The organism is Campylobacter concisus, from assembly GCF_003048575.1.
GTDB classification, from domain to species: domain Bacteria; phylum Campylobacterota; class Campylobacteria; order Campylobacterales; family Campylobacteraceae; genus Campylobacter_A; species Campylobacter_A concisus_U.
On record NZ_PIRZ01000001.1, the window covers coordinates 292650 to 309908 of the forward strand.

Genomic DNA, 17259 nt, shown 5'->3' on the forward strand with positions numbered 1-17259 from the left:
TTTTCGCCACTTTGTTTTTGAGCAAAGCTTGCTCTAACTACGAGTTAACCACTCTTTCCTATGCTTTTTATAACTTTGATATCTAACAAAATTTACAAAATTTAGCAGAGGGCCACAAACCACAAACCACAAACCAAAAACCAAAAACCAAAAACCAAAAAAGACACTAAATTTAGTGCCTTTTATCTCTATCTTTCGCCAAGTTTGCCGCATGCATCAGCGCGGCATCTACTGCAATGCGACATTTGATTTATGTCACTACCTATTGATCTTCGGATGCGGTGAATTTCATCACTTGAAGGGGATTTTAAATTTTCAAAAGGCGTATCATGCACCGGTATCATCGCCATGCAGTTCATTATGTCAGCTCCCCACTGCTTTGCCTTTGCCGAGATGCTTTGGACGTGATCCATATTGACCCCAGGGATGACTACGGTGTTGATCTTTACTAGCATGCCAGCCTCTTTTAGCTTGCGGATGCCCTCGTCCTGGCGTGCTAGCAGTATCCTAGCAGCCTCCTCGCCGTAGTAGTTTTTATCCTCATACCTCACCCACGAATAGACCTTTGAGCCAACATCTGGCGTCACGGCATTAACAGTCACTGTCACGTGGCTCACGCCAAGACGCACGATCTCATCAACATGGTCAGGCAGCGCTAAGCCATTAGTTGAGAGGCAGAGTAGGGCGTTTGGGAAGTGAGACTTGCACTTTTCAAAGGTTACTAGCGTCTTGTCAGCGTCACACATCGGATCGCCAGGACCAGCGATGCCGATGACGGAGATGTCTTGTCTAAATTTAAAGAGCTTTTCTAAAAATTTCACCGATTCATCTGGCGTTTGCACCTTTGCCGTTACGCCAGGGCGATTTTCATTAGCGCAGTCATATATGCGGTTGCAGAAGTTGCACTGGATGTTGCAGTGAGGGGCAACTGGCAGATGCACGCGTCCGTAGTTGGCGGATGCTTTTTTGTTAAAGCATGGGTGGTTGTCTAGTTCAGCCTTAGTGCGAAAGATCATTAGCTCTTTTTCCTTCCAAATTTAATAGCATTTGCATGGCAGACATTGAGGCAGTCACCGCAGTTTGTGCAGTTTATCTCATCAGGTCTTGTCCCCATCTCACACTTGCGCAAGCATGCGTCGCAGTCGTCACAGGCACTTGTTTTATAGACGCGAAATATCGAAAATTTACGCAAAATTTCAAGTACACCGCCTGATGGACAGATGAAACGGCACCAAAGGTTAGCTACGATCAGCGAGGCTAGCATGACTGAGATGATGATCACTGTGCGAGTGACCCACTCCCATTCACCAAAGCGAAGTGACAAAGTAAGGGCAGTTAGGTACTCATCGCTCGTTCTTATAGGTATCATCATGCGAGGATTGCCCCAGATGAAATAGATCCAAAGGCTGATTGCTATGGTAGCTAGCATGCCTATTTGAGCAATTATTAGCTTTTTACTGCGAATTTTTAGCTTGAAAAAGGCAAATTTACCAAGCATTTGATTGACAAAGCCTGCTGGACAGACCCAACCGCAAAATGCCCTGCCAAAGAGTATGACAAGCGCTGGGATAAATAGCCAAAATCCAAAAAATAGTGATGTGATCCGCCCCCAACAGGTGATGATAGGGCAGTTTTGACAATTTACAAAAGGCACTACAAAGGGGCATCTAAAAATGCCATAATACGCCCATTGTCCGATGCCTGCTATAAAGATGAGCTGTACTAGGCGTCTTATCTTTGTTGTGGGGGAGTTTTTGCTTCTCTTTTTTAAATTTACATTGCCGCATGCACTACTATTAGAGCATGCGCTATTACAGCTACTACACATCTTTTACACCAAACCTTTCTATAAGCTCTAGCCCACGCGCTGAATAAATGGAGGTAAAGCCATGTTTTTCAAAAATTTCTTGCCCTTCAGTGCCGCAAACAAAGTCTGCAAAGTCATTTGCGAGCCTTTCATCTTTTACATATTTCATTATATTTAGCGTAAAAGTGAGCGGTCCAGGCGGGATGAGCTTTTCATCGATGGGCATATACTCGATCTTGTCTTTGAACCTATCGTGTGTTGTTAGGCGCTTTTCGATGATCGAAGCGTCGCCCTTACCATCAACTAGCTCGCACATCATATTTATGACGCATGATCCGTTTGCGACCATGTTTTTCATCACCGCATCAGTGAGGTTTGAGTTTTTTAAGATCCCTTTGACTGGGCCACTGCCAGGGGGCGATGATCTAAGAGGCAGCATCACTCTAACTCCTGGCTCAGCAAGGTCTTTTAAGTCGCGAATGCCAGCAGGGTTTCCTTTTGGCACGACTAGGACGTAGTCGGTAAAGCATAGTGGCCTAAAGTAAAGGCTAAGGCCAGCTTTGCGAAGTTTTTTAGAAAGCTCTAAAACCCTTGCTCCAAAGAGCTCGGTCGTGCTTTGAAGTGCTAAAAGCGACTTGCCAAGAGCACCAGCAAAAGCACCAGTGTATTGGATATTGTGCCCTGTTCTTACCTCGTAAATGGTATTTAGCTCATTAAATGCTTCAGATAGGCCTCCACACGACCAAACCTGAAGTGAGTCAGACTTAAATGGCGTAAAGCCAGCTAGCATCGTTTGCGGAGTGGCAGCAGCAGCTGTGGCTAAAGCACCTTTTAAAAAGCCACGGCGTGATATACCGGTTTGTTTTAATTCCATGAAATCTCCTTTTGGGATTTAAGAAATGTAAATTTGATATTTTCGGCACGCGAAACTTGTAAAATTTGACTTTTGAAATTTGCAAAAATGGTAGTTGAAGGTAAATTTATGCAAATGTAAATCGCAACTGCGACCAAATTTGGTGTAATTATAACCAAAAGTAGTTTTAAAAAGCGAGATAATTTTAATAAGATAAAAATTTATATTGTAAATTTAATGTCTAAAAAGTAATTAAGGTTTTAGTCATTAAACAATAAAAAATATTGTAAAATGCTTCCCTTATTTTAAATGGAATTATATTCACAAAATGGAGGTTTATCTTGAAAAATAACAAATTCGGTATTTCTATCGCTTTGGCAAGCGTTTTATGCGCTTGCGCAAATGCGCAGGTTATGGATATAGGGACGAATTATTATAGGGATTATCTTGATTTCGCGCAAAATAAGGGTGCTTTTACCCCGCAAGATACTCCGCTAGAATTTGCGCAAAGAAACGGCGACAAATTTACGTTTGATAAAATCCCAAATAGCGGCGCTAGGAATAATAAAGGAAATTTTACTTCGCTCGGACGAAATTTCGTCGTAACGGCGAACCATACGTTAGATGCTGCCGCGGCTAGTAATTTTAACGAAAATAGGGGATGGTTTGGCAATACTAAATACGAATATCTAACTTCTCGTACGGCGACTCCGACAGAGGGATTATATAATTCCGATACCGCTTATATGCGAACGACTAAATACATCGTAGAGGGACAAATAGATCCGATAGACGTACCGAATTTAGATATTTCAGGCGATAGTAGGGCGACTGATGAGGCTAATATAGATAAAATACAAAACTATTTAAAGGATATAAAAAATAGCGGCGGGGCTAGAGGCGATAACGTTCTTGCCTATCAGGCGGGCACCGGAGCGCTTGGGCTGGAAAAACCGAAAATAGATACCGACGGATATAGCGACGTCGTAAGCGCAAGAGAATTTGAAGATCAAAATATCGTTAATCAGGCTTTGGGTGGAAGCATAAACGAAATAAGCACGCATTATTCGGCTAATTATAAAACGCATATCTCGAGTATAAATAGGCCCGGCGTTTATATGTTTATGACTTCCGGTAGCGGCTTTAGAAACAGGCTTTTGCCCGGCGATAGCGGTTCGGGATTTTTCGTATACGATACGGTAGCGCAAAAATGGGTTTTAGTAGGGGTTTTATCGGCGGTCGCCGATAATAGCAATCACGTCTCAATCGTAACGATGAGAGATTTTAGCGACTATAGGAGAAATTATGAAAATTTAGTCAGCGGTTTAAACGTCTCAAACGCCCAACTCGTAAGAAATAAAGACAATATATTTAACGCCGCAAACGGTTCAAGTATTACACTAAATTCTAACCTTGATTTAGGTCACGGCGGAATAGTCGTAAATAGCGGAAATTTTACCCTTCTAAACGGTATCGGAAGCAATAAAATAACTAGACTTGCGGGCTTTGACGTAGCTGGCGGCGCAAGTTTGAGCTTAAACGTAGTGGCCGATACTAGCGTACATAAAGTCGGCAAAGGAAGCTTAATCGTAAATTCTAGCGGTAATAAAACATTAAGATTAGGCGACGGTATAGTGGATCTAAGAGCCGTAAATGCTTTTGAAAAAATTTATTTAACGAGCGGCAGAGGCTTATTAAGACTCGGCGTAGACGATAGTTTAAACGATAAAATTTTCTTTGGAAACGGCGGAGGAAAGCTTGATTTAAACGGATTTGATCAAACTTTTAGTAACGTTTCGGCTAATTCAAACGCTGCTAAAATCACGAATTTATCCGCTCAAAAAGCAACGCTTAAAATAAACGGCGAAAGCGGTAAAGATACGATATTTCATGCGAACGTAGATAAAAATATAGACGTAAAACACGATGGGCAAGGACGAGAGCTCGTATTTGACGGCGGTTTTGATATAGACGGAAGTTTGAGCCTAAATAACGCCAAGGTTACGCTTCAAGGACATCCGACTGCTCATGCTACGGCAGATGCTAGCGTCTTAACGCAGGCGGTAAAGGATAAAATAGCCGCTGCCGGTTTAAGCGAACCTTCGTATATGGATTTGACTCGCCCCTCTACGCTATCGCAGCCTGATTGGGAGAAGCGAAAATTTAATGCGAAAGAGGGCATAAAAATAAATTCTTCAGAACTTACGATAGGCAAGGAAGCTGACGTAAATGGCGAAATAAAGGCTGCAAATTCGGTTATAAATTTAAGCGGCGAATTAACTCACTATATCGATAAATTCGACGGCTCAAATACTTATGACGACGGCTTAAAATACCGCCAAAACGTAGAAAAAGGAAATTTGCTAGTTAAAGACGTTAGCTTTAAAAATAGAATCGTCATGGATAGCGACAGCATGCTAAGAGTCGGCGGCACGAAGACTAAACTAAAAGAGCTCGTAATAAACGGCAAAAATACGGCTCCTGCTCGCAGCATAGTGGCTGGAAGCGGTAAATTAGAAATAGAAAATCTAGACGTTAGCGGAGCAAACAAACTAACCTTTGACCCCGATACGACCGTAGCGAAAAATTTAAATATAAAAAATTTTAGTAATGCAAACGAGCCTATTTTGGATTTTAAAAAGGTTTTGACGCTTGGCGCGGGGATGAAATTTAATATCGATTTTGCGGCGGCTTTGAAAGGCGAGATGACTGCTGAAAAAACATATACACTCATAAGCGCAGAAAGTATCGTAAACAAAGGCGCGATATTTAATACCGAGCAAAAAATCAACGGTCTTTTTACGACTTACGCCATAAAAGACGGCAAAATTACGATGAGATTAAGCGATAAAAAAGCCGAGAATCCGTCTGCGACGCCGGGATCTGAGCAGGAGCTAAGGTTGACCGGATTTAGCGAACGCCAAAATAAAATTTTAAATATGTTTAAAAATAGACCGGAGTATGAAAGCGCTCTCCAAAGCGGCGATACCGAGACTTTAAGACAAATGGCGTTAAAGGCAGAATCCGATATAAAGGAAATTTCTGGTTCGTCTTTAAAAGTTAGCGTCAAAGCCTTACAAAACGGTAATGAGTTAATAAACTCGAGATTATCTCAAATTACTCAGTTAAGGGCAAAGGCCGATATTTCGCAGTTTAGGCTAGCGGGGCTTGAGAGCGATTTTAAGCCGACCGCCGCAATAGCCTACGAAGCGGCCGAGGCTAGCAGGCTAAGAAATAATTTCTGGGCAAACATAAACGGAGCGTATTTTAAAGATAAAGATAGCGGCGGTGATTTAAAATTTTACGGCACGTATATAGGCTACGACAGGAGCTATGACGAGTTTATTTTAGGCGTGAATGCGGGCATGAGCAAGGCTAAATTTAACTCTGGCGCCATGAGCGACGATGCAAAAATTTATAGCTTTGGAGCGTATGGACTTTTTGAGCGAGATGCTCATGAGATACAGAGCAATCTAAATTTAGCCTTCGTAAATTCTAAGCGCAGCTTAAACGATTCGCAAAAGGCTAGCGTAAGAAGCACGGGTATCCTTTCGAGCAACTACTATAAATATAAAATTTCACTCGGTTCAAACGGCGAATACGCTCAGGCTATCAAGCCCGTACTTGCGCTAGAATTTGGCGCAAACGGCGTAAAGGGCTTTAAAAACAACAGATACGATCAAAAAGATATAAACGACTTTAACGTAGCTTTAGGAGTCGGCGTCGAGTATGTGTTAAATAGCGATAAAAATGCATTTGCGGCACAATTTTTAGTAAAACAAAATATCTATAACTCTGACGATAAATCTTACGTTTCGCTAAATAACTCAAACGAATACGTCGACTACAAGCTCGACAATAACAAACTGGTCTATAAGCTAAATTTGATCGCGGATACGAAAATTAGCGAAAATTTCGCGCTTTCTTATCAACTTAGTGGAATGTTAGATAACGACAAAAGCTACGGCGTAAGCGGCGGCATAAAGCTGGAATATAAATTTTAAGATATTAGATCAAGGTGAATAAAAGTTCACTTTGATTCTTAAATCAAAAGCAAAATAGTCTCAAAATTTAGATTTTAGAAGATTAAAGATTATAAATAAAATAGAAAGTGGTGGGTTCACCAGGACTCGAACCTGGGACCATCCGGTTATGAGCCGGATGCTCTAACCAACTGAGCTATGAACCCACAGTTGAAAGAAAACCGTATTATACAAGAAAAAGCTTATCTAAATATAAAAATAATTCTTTTTTCCTAGCATATAAAACTAAGAAATTTTTAAAGTAAAAGCCCTAAAAATAGGGCTTATAATCATTTATAATTTTTAATTGCGGTATCTAAAATTTCTTTTGCAGCATTTGCATCTTTAAATTCTTTCACTTTTACCCATTTGTTTGGCTCGAGAATTTTATAAGTTTCAAAGAAATTTTTGATCTTATTTAGTGTTGCAACTGGCAGATCCTGGTAGCTTTTTATCGCATCATATCTTGGATCGATCTTTGTAACCGGTACAGCCAAAAGCTTTTCGTCCATGCCAGCCTCATCTTCCATTACTAAAACGCCTATCAAGCGGCAAGGGATGACACTGCCAGCTTGGAGCGGATACTCATTTAGTACCAAAATATCAGCTGGATCGCCATCAGCCGCAAGTGTGTTTGGCACAAAGCCGTAGTTTGCTGGGTAAAACATAGCTGAGTAAAGCACACGATCAACTACGACTGCACCGCTATCTTTGTCGATCTCGTATTTGATATTTGAGCCATAAGGTATTTCGATTACGGCACTGATTTTATCTGGGTTTGAGCCAGCTTTGATCTTTGAAACGTCCATATATTCGTCCTTTTTATTAGAAATTTTCGTGATTTTAGTATTTTTTGCATTAAATACGCGTAAAATTTAACTACTTTATAACCTCTACGCTATCGACATCGATCTCTGTTTTCATAAGGTCTTTATCCACTTCGCCTCTTATTCTTAAAGGCGTATCTTCGTTGGCTGTTATGTTGCCATATTTTTTGTTATCGATCTCAATAATAATGACATCACCATTTTTATCAATAAATTCATATTTGTCTGATTTTATATGCGATTTTATTTTGCCCTCAAGTACAACTTTAGCGTCGTCTTTTAGTTTCAAAGCCTCTTTTACGCTTATCGTTTCGCTTGAGTGCTTTGATGTGAAGTCTCCAGCCATTGCGATGCTAGCAGCTAGTGAAGCGATTATAATTTTTTTCATTTTTATCCTTTTGGAATTTATTGTAAAAATTTAAAAGGATATTACATTTTTGATATTAATGAAAAGTAAGTTTTAAAACCTTGCACCTTTTGATGCAAGGTCTGTAAATTTATAGAAGTTTAGTTAGTAAATTTTTGATATCAGTTACGATCTCGTCTATACCGCGTTCACCGTTTACTACATGAAGTAGCTCCTTTTTGCTGTAAAATTCACGGATAGAAACAATCGGATCAAGATATACTTTCATGCGGTTGTTGAATACTTCGTTGTTGTCATCAGCACCTCTTGCGCGGCCGAGTACTCTAGCTCTTGCCACATCTTCGCTAACGTCTACTTCGATGACGCCTTTAAGAGAAATTTCTTTTTGCTCGCTTAATACCTTGTCAAGCTCTGTCATTTGTTCAATGCTTCTTGGGTAGCCGTCTATTATGATATTTGATTTTTCTGAGCCTTTAATGGCTGATACGATTGCGTTTACGACAACGTCAAGTGGAACCAAATTTCCTTTTGAGATAAAGCCATCTATCAGCCTACCAAGCTCGCTACCGCTAGCAACCTCTGCTCTTAAAAGATCGCCAGTTGAGAAGTGTGCAAATTTTTCATCTTGCTGTGCAATGAGTGATGCGTCTGTTGTTTTGCCGCTGCCTGGAGCGCCTATGATTAAAAATAAATTCTTCATTCTTTCCCTTTTTTATATTTTTTGAGCATCTTTGAATGAGTTTGAAAATTTCACCCTACAGCAGACTATATGTCTAGCTTTGGGATAAAATTTTCTGCACAACATCCAAATTCATCTCAAAAATTTAATCTTTTAATAAAATAACTCAAATTTAGACATATAAAAAGTCTAAATTTATTGCAAAAATTTTAAGCCTTTTGCTCTTTTTCTCTTATCCTTAGTCCTAGCTCCCTAAGCTGTTCGTTGCTAGCGTAGCTTGGTGCTTTTGTGAGCGGGCACTGAGCACGCTGTGTTTTAGGGAAGGCTATAACATCACGGATCGAGCCTGCTTTATTTACAAGCATATTTAGCCTGTCAAATCCGATCGCGATACCACCATGTGGAGGCGCGCCAAATGTCAAGGCATCAAGCAAGAAGCCAAATTTCTCACGCTGCTCCTCTTCGTCTATGCCAAGAAGTTTAAAGACTTTTTGTTGGATGTCATTTTTGTGAATTCTTATACTTCCGCCGCCAAGCTCAAAGCCGTTTAAAACAACGTCGTGAGCGATAGATAGGATATCCTCAAGATCAGGCTCATCTATATTTTTTGGCATAGTAAATGGATGGTGCATCGCAGAGTAGCTGCCATCGTCGTTTTGCTCAAACATCGGGAAGTCAAGCACCCATAAAAACTCAAGCTTGTCTTGATCGATTATACCCATTTGTTCTGCTAGAAAAATTCTAAATCTTCCCATATAATCAAGCACGACTTTTTTCTTGCCAGCACCGAAGAATACAACGTCGCCAACTTTTAGTTCACATCTTGAGACGATCTCATCAAGATCGCTTTGCTCGAAAAATTTGCAAAGCGGGCCTTTTAGTCCTTCTTCTTTCATTTGGAAGTAGCCAAGCCCTTGTGCTCCAAATTTACGTACAAATTCTTCAAATCTATTCATCTCGCGTTTACTAAAGATGTTGTCGCCATTTGGCACTTTTAGCGCTTTTATGCGGTTTTTCTTCTTATCTTTTGCGATCCCGCTAAAAATTTCATTACTTGAGCGTTCAAAAATATCAATTACATCAACCATTTTGAGGTCATATCTGAGGTCTGGCTTGTCTGAACCGTAAGTCTCGGTAGCCTCTTTGTAGCTCATGCGTCTAAATGGTGTTTTGATGTCGTGCCCGCAGGCTTTAAAGATATCTTTTAGCATCGTCTCGGCCATATTTATGATATCTTCTTGCTCTACAAAGCTCATTTCGATATCTATTTGAGTAAATTCTGGTTGGCGATCAGCCCTTAGATCTTCGTCGCGGAAGCATTTTGCTATCTGAAAATACTTATCAAAACCAGAACACATCAAAAGCTGCTTAAATAGCTGTGGGCTTTGTGGTAGCGCATAAAACTGACCTGGATACACGCGGCTCGGTACTAGGTAGTCTCTCGCACCTTCTGGAGTTGCGCGTGTTAAAACCGGAGTTTCAAATTCGATAAAGCCCATTTTATCTAGGCTGTTTCTAGCTGCGATCGCTGCACGAGAACGCATTTTAAATATATTTTGCAAGCGCTCGCTTCTAAGGTCTAGAAAGCGGTATTTTAGCCTGATGTCCTCATTTACGCTCTCATCGCCTATCATAAATGGTAGCGGCTCGCTTGGGTTTTCAATGATGAGCTCGCTTACTATCACCTCTATCTCGCCAGTTTTTAGCTTTGGATTGGTTAGCCCTTCGCCTCTAGCTCTTACTTTTCCTTTTGCTTTTAAGACATATTCATCTCTTACTTTTGCAGCAATATCATGTGCTTCTTTGCTGTCAGCGGGGTCACAAACTAACTGTATAAGCCCACTAACATCTCTTAAGTCGATGAAAATGACGCCACCATGATCTCTATATGTGTTTGCCCAGCCACAAAGTATTACTTCTTTGCTGATATCAGCTTTGCTAAGATCGGTGCAATAATGACTTCGCATAAAATGCTCCTTTGCAATGTTTTTTAGGCAATTATAATCGCTTTTTTCTTTTGAAAAGCTTTGTTAAAATAAAATATGTTACAATCATTTACATGGAAAATGAACAAAAATTTAATACTTTTTGCACAAAAAAAGTGGGACTCATTGCCAAAGATTATCCATTGTTTAGGCAAGATTTAAAAAAGCTAGAAAAAATTTTATCAAAATATAGTGCAGAAATTTTACTTGAGAAAAATTGTGCCAAGCGTATAGAAAAAAATGGTTTTGAGCTTATAAAATTAGCCAAAGAGTGCGAATTTTTAATCACGCTTGGCGGTGATGGCACTATAATCTCGACTTGTAGAAAACTAGCTCATATCTCGCCACTTGTCCTTGGCATACACGCTGGTAAGCTAGGCTTTTTGACAGATATCACGATTGGCGAGAGTGAGAAATTTTTTAAAGACTTTTTTGATGATAAATTTGAGGTGGAAACGCCTTTTATGCTTGATGTGACGCTTCACAAAAATGATGGCAAAACCGAGCAAAAAATAGCATTTAACGATGCAGTCATCGTTAGTAAAAATGGTGGTTCGATGACGCATATCGAGGCACTTTTAAATGAAAAATATTTTAATTCATATTTTGGTGACGGCGTTATAGTAGCGACACCTGCTGGAACAACGGCATATAACATGAGCGCAAATGGCCCTATTATCTATCCATTAAGCGAAGTTTTTACAGTAACTCCCATCTGCTCGCACTCACTTACACAGCGCCCAGTTGTACTTACAAAAAATCACACGGTTAAATTTAGAACAAATAGCGACGCCATTTTAGTAATAGACGGACAAGATAGATTTGATATGAGTAAAATTTCAGCCGTTAGCATGAGCCTTAGCAACAAAAAAGCGAGGCTGATACGCCACATCGGCAGGGATTATTTTCAAATTTTAAAAGAGAAACTTCACTGGGGTTATAATGATTGATCGAATTTTGATTAAAGATTATCTAAATTTTAAAAATGTCGAGCTAAATTTCAAAGAGGGGCTTAGCGTATTTACGGGCGTTAGTGGCGCTGGTAAGTCGGTGCTAATGAGCGCCATAATGGCTGTTTTTGGGCTAAAAGATAGCGAGGCAAGGCTAATAGAAGCTGACGTGGAGCATAAATTTGAGCTTGATGAGTTTGGTATAGAAAACGAAGAGGTCAATATTTTCAAGCTTTTAAAAGATAAAAGCACGAGATATTTTATAAATCAGCAAGCCATCTCAAAGAAAAATTTAGCTCAAGTGGCGCGTGAGCATATCAAATATCTCTCGGCAAAAGAGGCAAACGAGTTTGAAAATGAGAAATTTCTAAATTTGCTTGACAGGCTAGAAATTTCGAAAAATGAGAAATTTAAAGAAACAAAGCAGGAATTTGAAGAGACCTTTTTGGAATTTTCTAAAATTTCAAAAGAGCTAGCCACTATAAAAGAGGAAGAGAAAAAGGTCGAGGAGCTAAAGGAGCTTGCTAGCTTTGAGATCGAGAAGATAAGAAGTGTAGGGCCTAAAAAAGGCGAGTTTGAAGAGCTCATGGAGACTAAAAAAAGGCTTAGTAAAAAGGATAAGATAAATGAAGCGTGGGCTAGGGCTGAGCGGATATTTGAGCTAGAGCACAGCGTAAATGAGGCGCTAAGTATCAGCGATCTTGATAATGGCTTTTTTGAAGATGCAATGAACGAGCTAAGGGTTGCAAGAGATAGCCTAAATATGGAAGAGCTTGATGATATTGACGTTGAGAGCGTGCTTGATAGGATAGAGGCGCTAAATGCTATTATTAGGCGATATGGCAGTGAGGAAGAGGCGCTAGAGGCACTTGATAAAAAGGAAAAAGAGCTTGCCAGATATGAAAATTTAAGCTTTGAAAAGAGCGAGCTTGAGAAGAAATTTGAAATTTTAAGCAAAAAGGCAAATGAGCTTGCCAGCGTTTTAAGCAGGGTAAGGGGCGTAAATTTAAAAGAGCTTGAGAGTATGATAAATTTATATTTAAAAGAGCTTTATATGCCAGATATTACGCTAAAAATAGAAGAAAAAAGACTTGATATTTTAGGACTTGATGAGGTTTGTCTAAATTTAAATGAGACTTCGCTTAAAAATTTAAGTTCAGGCGAGCTAAACCGCCTAAGACTGGCTTTTATAGCCGCATCTAGTGAGATTACAAAAACGGGCGGTGATGTCATCATACTTGATGAAATAGATGCAAATTTAAGCGGAAAAGAGGCTATGAGTATCGCAAATGTTTTGCTTAAGCTTGCAAATTTTTATCAAATTTTTGCCATTTCACATCAGCCACAGCTTAGCTCAAAGGCAAATTCACACTTTTTAGTAGAGCGTCATGGAGAAAACTCGGTCGTAAGAGAGCTTGATAAAGAGGAGCGTGTAAATGAGCTTGCGCGTATGATAAGTGGCGAGCACATAAGCGAAGAAGCGATAAATTTTGCGAAAGGGCTTTTAAAGTAGCTTAATTTAAATTATTAATTTAAGCTTTATAAATAAATTTATTTGATAAAATCGTCACTAATTTGATAAAAATTTTTGTAGGAATAATATGGAAAGAATCCTTGTAGTTGATGATAATAAGGCGTTAGCAAAGCTGATTGTTATGCAAATGGAAAAGAGCATTGATGATATGACAATTGATGTTGCATATAGTTTTGCCGAGGCTAAGACGCTAATTAGCGAGCATGATAAAGATTATTTTATGACTATTTTGGATTTAAATTTGCCAGATGCTCCAAATGGCGAGATCGTTGATTATGCACTTTCCAAAGGACTTTCAGCTATTGTTTTAACAGGTAGCATTGATGATGAAACAAGGCAAAATTTTATAAATAAAGATATTGTTGATTATGTTTATAAAGGAAATATGGACGATATCAACTATATCTTTCAAATGATAAATAGACTGAGCAAAAATAGACAATACAAGGTTTTGGTTGTTGAAGACTCGCTCCCTTTTAGAAATATGATAAAAAAGATATTAACTAGCCTTCAGTTTAAAGTTTTGGCTGCGGCTCATGGCGAAGAGGCAATGAGTTATTTTGCAGATAATCCTGATATAAATCTTGTAATAACTGATTATAGAATGCCGGTAAAAGATGGCCTTGAAGTTTTAAAAGAGGTTAGAAAAGAAAAAGATAAAAATAGTCTTGGCGTAATCGTTATGACATCTCCTAGCGAAAAGACTGATGCGTCAATATTCTTAAAAAATGGTGCGAGCGACTTTATAGCAAAACCATTTTCAAAAGAAGAGCTAATATGTCGTGTTAATAATACGATTGAAGCGATGGAAAATATAAATAAGATAGCAAATTTTGCAAATCGTGACTTCTTGACCGGGGTTTATAATAGAAGATTTTTTTATTCCGACGTGGAAGAGTATGTCCAGGCAGCTGAAGAGACCAATGAGCCTTATGCTTTTGCAATGATTGATATTGATTATTTTAAGAAGATAAATGATACATATGGCCATGATGGCGGAGATAGGATACTAAAATCAATCGCAAAAATTTTAAATGACAATACAAAAGGAAGTGATATCGTTGCTAGATTTGGTGGCGAAGAGTTTTGTGTTGTACTTAAAAAGATAAGCCAAGAAGAAGCTGTCAAATTTTTTGTAAATTTACGAGCCAAAGTGGCTGAAAATGAAGTAACTATAAAAAAGGAAAAAGTAAAAGTTACTATATCAATAGGTGTATCTTTTGGCAATGGGCATTGCGAGATAGACGATATGCTTGAGGCTTGCGATTCAGCACTTTACATCGCAAAAGAAAATGGTAGAAATAGAGTAGAAATAGCTTTATGATTATAGATACGCATTGTCATTTAGATAGTAAAGTTTATGATCCTGACCTTGATAAAATTTTAGATGAAGCTAGAAATTTAGGGCTAAAAGGCTTTATTATCCCGGGAGCTGATATCAATGATTTACCAAAAGCGGCTAAAATAGCGCATGAAAATTCTGACATTTTCTTTGCCGCTGGAGTTCATCCATATGATAAAGAGAGTTTTAGTATTGAAATTTTAAGAAATTTTGCCAAAGATGAAAAGTGTGTGGCAATGGGTGAATGCGGTCTGGACTACTTTCGCTTACCAAAAGATGAAAGTGAAAAGATAAAAGAAAAAGAGGATCAAAAACGTATTTTTTTAGCTCAACTTGATTTGGCTGTTGAGTTAAAAAAACCCGTTATTCTTCACATTAGGGAGGCTAATGAGGACTCTTTTAATATCTTAAAAGAGTATGCACCAAAGCTTGAAGCTGGAGCGATTTTGCACTGTTATAATGCTTCGCCACTTCTTTTAGAGCTTTGTAAATTTGGGAATTTTTACTTTGGCATAGGCGGTGTTTTAACATTTAAAAATGCTAAAAATTTAGTCGAAATTTTGCCAAAAATCCCATTTGATAGGATAGTTATTGAAACTGACGCTCCTTATCTCACGCCAGAACCAAATCGTGGCAAGAGAAATGAGCCGGCGTTTACGACATTTGTTGCTAAAAAGATAGCTGAAATTTTAAACCTTGAGTTTGAAGTTGTTTGTGAAAAAACTTCAAATAATGCCAAAAGGTTGTTTAAGTGCTTTGCTTAAATTTTGAGCGTTGCACTTGTTTAAGATGCTAGCATCTTAAGTTTTGACACGAAAAAGGATAGAAATGAAAGCAATGCTTAAAATATTTTTAATGTTTGCATGTAGTACCTTGCTACTGGCAAATACACCTGAAAAAAGCTCATACGACACTCAGGTAAAAATTTTAAAAGAGCTAGATATTGATGCTAGCTTTATGAAGACTTCTCACTATGCAAAGATGAGGCAAGGTATCAAACAATCACAACTTGAAACATTTACAGATGCTCTAAAAAATGGTTATATGTATATACCGATGGTAAAAGAGCAGATCAAAAAATCAGGCGTACCTGAGTCATTCTTTTATCTAGCTATGATAGAATCAGGCTTTTCAAATCACACAGTCTCAAACGCAAAAGCTACTGGCATGTGGCAGTTTATGGAGCAAACGGCTAGACTGCATGGACTAAAGGTAGGACAGTATGTCGATGAGAGAAAAGATCCAGTAGAGTCTACTATTGCAGCAACAAATTATCTAAAGTCGCTTAAAAATCAATTTGGCAAGTGGTATCTAGCAGCTATGGCCTATAACTGCGGTGATGGTGCCTTAAAAAGAGCCATACAAAAAGCTGGCACAGATGACCTTGTAACGCTTCTTGACGCAGAGAAAAAATACCTTCCAGCCGAAACTAGAAATTTTGTTATCAAAATTTTAAGAGCAGCATATACTGCAAAAGACGCAGACTTCTTGATGTCTAAAGATTCATCTTTATTGAATATAAACGGAGGACTAAAGCTTGTAAAAGTAAAAGTACCTGGCGGTACAAATTTAGCTCAAATAGGCGATAGTATCGGCCTTAGTACAAAAAAGATGAAAAATAACAACCCGCATTTAAAATTTGTATTTACTCCGCCAACTCTAAAAGATTATTATGTTTATATCCCTGAAAATAAAAAACAACTTTTTGCAGAAAATTTCAAGCCATTTAAAGGTAAAAATAATTTTTATACCTACGTTGTAAAAAAAGGCGAAACACTACTTTCTATCTCTAAAAAAACAGGTGTTAGTCATAGAGCGATCAAAGACTACAATGAACTTAGTACAAATGCCGTAAGCTATAATCAAAAACTAATTATTCCATTTTCCGCACAAAATAAATCTCAAAACTATATAGTCCAAACTGGTGACACGATAGCTTCTTTATCTAAAAAATTTAATGTGAGTGAAAAAGATTTAAAAGATGCAAATTCTTTTGCTAGTTCAAATTTAAATGTTGGAGCAAATATTGTCATACCATAAGAGCCTAAAATTTTATATAGGACTAAGTTTTACTCTTCTAGTTACTGGTTGCTCTTGGAACGGGGCACCATTTACACCAAGTGGCCCAACTAATGTAAAGGGCAACAATTCAGCTTCTATCCAAAAAGCAACAATGAGACCTTACACGATAAATGGCAAAACATACTACCCAACCGTTGTAAGCGTTGGTGATAAGGCAAGCGGTACGGCAAGCTGGTATGGTCCAAATTTTCATGGCAAAACAACCTCAAACGGCGAAATTTATAATATGTACAACATGACTGCAGCACACAAAACTTTGCCGATGAATACGATCCTTAAAGTAACAAATTTAAGAAATCAAAAAAGCGTCATTGTTCGCGTAAATGATCGTGGACCTTTTGTGGCTGATAGAGTTTTAGACCTTTCAAAGGCGGCTGCAACTAAACTTGATATTATCGGTACAGGCACAGCTCCAGTCAGTATGGAAGTCATAGGCTTTAATGAAGATATTAATGCTGTTGCAAGCATTAACACTCAAGCAAAACCGACAAGCACTGGCATAAAAGTGCCAAATCCAGTCTCTCCGACAGCTCCAACTGGAGGTATTATTATTTCTTCAGAGCAACGAGTCGTAGGTGGAGATTTTATGGTGCAAATTGGCTCATTTAAAAACCTTGAGGGCGCAAACAGATATCAAAGAGAGCATCAAAGCATAGATGGTTACAAGTCGGTAGTTAGGACATTTACTATAGATGGCTCGACCATTTATAGGGTATTTTTAAATGGCTTTAGAAGTGAGGACGAGGCTAGGGATTATGCAAGAAGCGGTAAATTCCAAGGTGCATTTATAGTAAGAGGTTAGGGCGTGAGA

General features: G+C 38.6%; 14 protein-coding genes and 1 tRNA gene. 7 read left to right on the plus strand and 8 right to left on the minus strand.

Annotation, left to right across the window (positions count from 1 at the left end; translation table 11 throughout):
- Positions 1–188 precede the first annotated feature (188 nt).
- The 3 genes from nifB to CVS84_RS01515 are packed head-to-tail and all read right to left on the minus strand — an operon-like array spanning position 189 to position 2681.
- Positions 189–1016 carry a nitrogenase cofactor biosynthesis protein NifB gene (nifB, locus tag CVS84_RS01505; RefSeq protein WP_107690871.1) on the minus strand — a complete coding sequence of 276 codons (828 nt, stop codon included), beginning with the start codon at positions 1014–1016 and terminating at the stop codon, positions 189–191.
- Entirely contained in the window at positions 1016–1828 is an 813-nt protein-coding gene (locus tag CVS84_RS01510; protein WP_107690872.1) for a 4Fe-4S binding protein, read from the minus strand. The genes nifB and CVS84_RS01510 overlap by 1 nt, the downstream gene beginning before the upstream one ends.
- Positions 1821–2681, minus strand: coding sequence for a substrate-binding domain-containing protein (locus CVS84_RS01515; RefSeq protein WP_107690873.1), 861 nt, complete (start codon positions 2679–2681; stop codon positions 1821–1823). The genes CVS84_RS01510 and CVS84_RS01515 overlap by 8 nt, the downstream gene beginning before the upstream one ends.
- 320 nt (positions 2682–3001) lie before the next feature.
- On the opposite strand from CVS84_RS01515, the gene CVS84_RS01520 reads away from it, so the two are divergent.
- Positions 3002–6664: a S6 family peptidase gene (locus CVS84_RS01520; RefSeq protein ID WP_107690874.1), complete on the plus strand. Its 3663-nt coding sequence runs from the start codon at positions 3002–3004 to the stop codon at positions 6662–6664.
- Positions 6665–6772: 108 nt separating this feature from the next.
- On the opposite strand, the gene CVS84_RS01525 is transcribed toward CVS84_RS01520, so the two are convergent.
- The 5 genes from CVS84_RS01525 to aspS form a co-directional block, all read right to left on the minus strand.
- A tRNA-Ile gene (locus CVS84_RS01525) sits at positions 6773–6849 on the minus strand.
- A 123-nt stretch (positions 6850–6972) separates the two neighbouring features.
- On the minus strand, positions 6973–7491 hold the full coding sequence (gene ppa / locus CVS84_RS01530) for an inorganic diphosphatase (RefSeq protein ID WP_107690875.1): 519 nt from the start codon (positions 7489–7491) through the stop codon (positions 6973–6975).
- 70 nt (positions 7492–7561) lie between these two features.
- Positions 7562–7897 carry a NirD/YgiW/YdeI family stress tolerance protein gene (locus CVS84_RS01535; RefSeq protein ID WP_107690876.1) on the minus strand — a complete coding sequence of 112 codons (336 nt, stop codon included), beginning with the start codon at positions 7895–7897 and terminating at the stop codon, positions 7562–7564.
- Between the two features lie 109 nt (positions 7898–8006).
- A complete protein-coding gene (locus CVS84_RS01540) occupies positions 8007–8576 on the minus strand; it encodes an adenylate kinase (protein WP_107690877.1) in 570 nt (189 codons plus the stop codon).
- Positions 8577–8764: 188 nt separating this feature from the next.
- The gene (gene aspS, locus CVS84_RS01545; protein ID WP_107690878.1) at positions 8765–10522 is read right to left on the minus strand and encodes an aspartate--tRNA ligase; all 1758 of its coding nucleotides are present in this window, start codon (positions 10520–10522) and stop codon (positions 8765–8767) included.
- 92 nt (positions 10523–10614) lie between these two features.
- Here aspS and CVS84_RS01550 point away from each other — a divergent pair, with 92 nt between their 5' ends.
- The 6 genes from CVS84_RS01550 to CVS84_RS01575 all read left to right on the plus strand — a co-directional run bounded on the left by CVS84_RS01550 (position 10615) and on the right by CVS84_RS01575 (position 17250).
- Entirely contained in the window at positions 10615–11490 is an 876-nt protein-coding gene (locus CVS84_RS01550; RefSeq protein ID WP_107690983.1) for an NAD(+) kinase, read from the plus strand.
- Positions 11483–13003 (plus strand): AAA family ATPase, encoded by a 1521-nt coding sequence (locus CVS84_RS01555; protein ID WP_199906090.1) that lies wholly within the window; start codon positions 11483–11485, stop codon positions 13001–13003. Before CVS84_RS01550 ends, CVS84_RS01555 begins: the two co-directional genes overlap by 8 nt.
- Before the next feature lie 88 nt (positions 13004–13091).
- On the plus strand, positions 13092–14348 hold the full coding sequence (locus CVS84_RS01560; protein WP_107690879.1) for a diguanylate cyclase: 1257 nt from the start codon (positions 13092–13094) through the stop codon (positions 14346–14348).
- Positions 14345–15130: a TatD family hydrolase gene (locus tag CVS84_RS01565; RefSeq protein ID WP_107690880.1), complete on the plus strand. Its 786-nt coding sequence runs from the start codon at positions 14345–14347 to the stop codon at positions 15128–15130. Before CVS84_RS01560 ends, CVS84_RS01565 begins: the two co-directional genes overlap by 4 nt.
- A gap of 64 nt (positions 15131–15194) precedes the next feature.
- Positions 15195–16406 carry a lytic transglycosylase domain-containing protein gene (locus CVS84_RS01570; protein ID WP_107690881.1) on the plus strand — a complete coding sequence of 404 codons (1212 nt, stop codon included), beginning with the start codon at positions 15195–15197 and terminating at the stop codon, positions 16404–16406.
- Positions 16393–17250 (plus strand): septal ring lytic transglycosylase RlpA family protein, encoded by an 858-nt coding sequence (locus tag CVS84_RS01575; RefSeq protein WP_107690882.1) that lies wholly within the window; start codon positions 16393–16395, stop codon positions 17248–17250. The genes CVS84_RS01570 and CVS84_RS01575 overlap by 14 nt, the downstream gene beginning before the upstream one ends.
- Positions 17251–17259 lie beyond the last annotated feature (9 nt).

Coding starts and splice junctions, on each gene's coding strand:
- nifB (WP_107690871.1), bottom strand. CDS start 1,016: ATGATCTTTCGCACTAAGGCTGAACTAGACAACCACCCATGCTTTAAC.
- CVS84_RS01510 (WP_107690872.1), bottom strand. CDS start 1,828: ATGTGTAGTAGCTGTAATAGCGCATGCTCTAATAGTAGTGCATGCGGC.
- CVS84_RS01515 (WP_107690873.1), bottom strand. CDS start 2,681: ATGGAATTAAAACAAACCGGTATATCACGCCGTGGCTTTTTAAAAGGT.
- ppa (WP_107690875.1), bottom strand. CDS start 7,491: ATGGACGTTTCAAAGATCAAAGCTGGCTCAAACCCAGATAAAATCAGT.
- CVS84_RS01535 (WP_107690876.1), bottom strand. CDS start 7,897: ATGAAAAAAATTATAATCGCTTCACTAGCTGCTAGCATCGCAATGGCT.
- CVS84_RS01540 (WP_107690877.1), bottom strand. CDS start 8,576: ATGAAGAATTTATTTTTAATCATAGGCGCTCCAGGCAGCGGCAAAACA.
- aspS (WP_107690878.1), bottom strand. CDS start 10,522: ATGCGAAGTCATTATTGCACCGATCTTAGCAAAGCTGATATCAGCAAA.
- CVS84_RS01550 (WP_107690983.1), top strand. CDS start 10,615: ATGGAAAATGAACAAAAATTTAATACTTTTTGCACAAAAAAAGTGGGA.
- CVS84_RS01555 (WP_199906090.1), top strand. CDS start 11,483: ATGATTGATCGAATTTTGATTAAAGATTATCTAAATTTTAAAAATGTC.
- CVS84_RS01560 (WP_107690879.1), top strand. CDS start 13,092: ATGGAAAGAATCCTTGTAGTTGATGATAATAAGGCGTTAGCAAAGCTG.
- CVS84_RS01565 (WP_107690880.1), top strand. CDS start 14,345: ATGATTATAGATACGCATTGTCATTTAGATAGTAAAGTTTATGATCCT.
- CVS84_RS01570 (WP_107690881.1), top strand. CDS start 15,195: ATGAAAGCAATGCTTAAAATATTTTTAATGTTTGCATGTAGTACCTTG.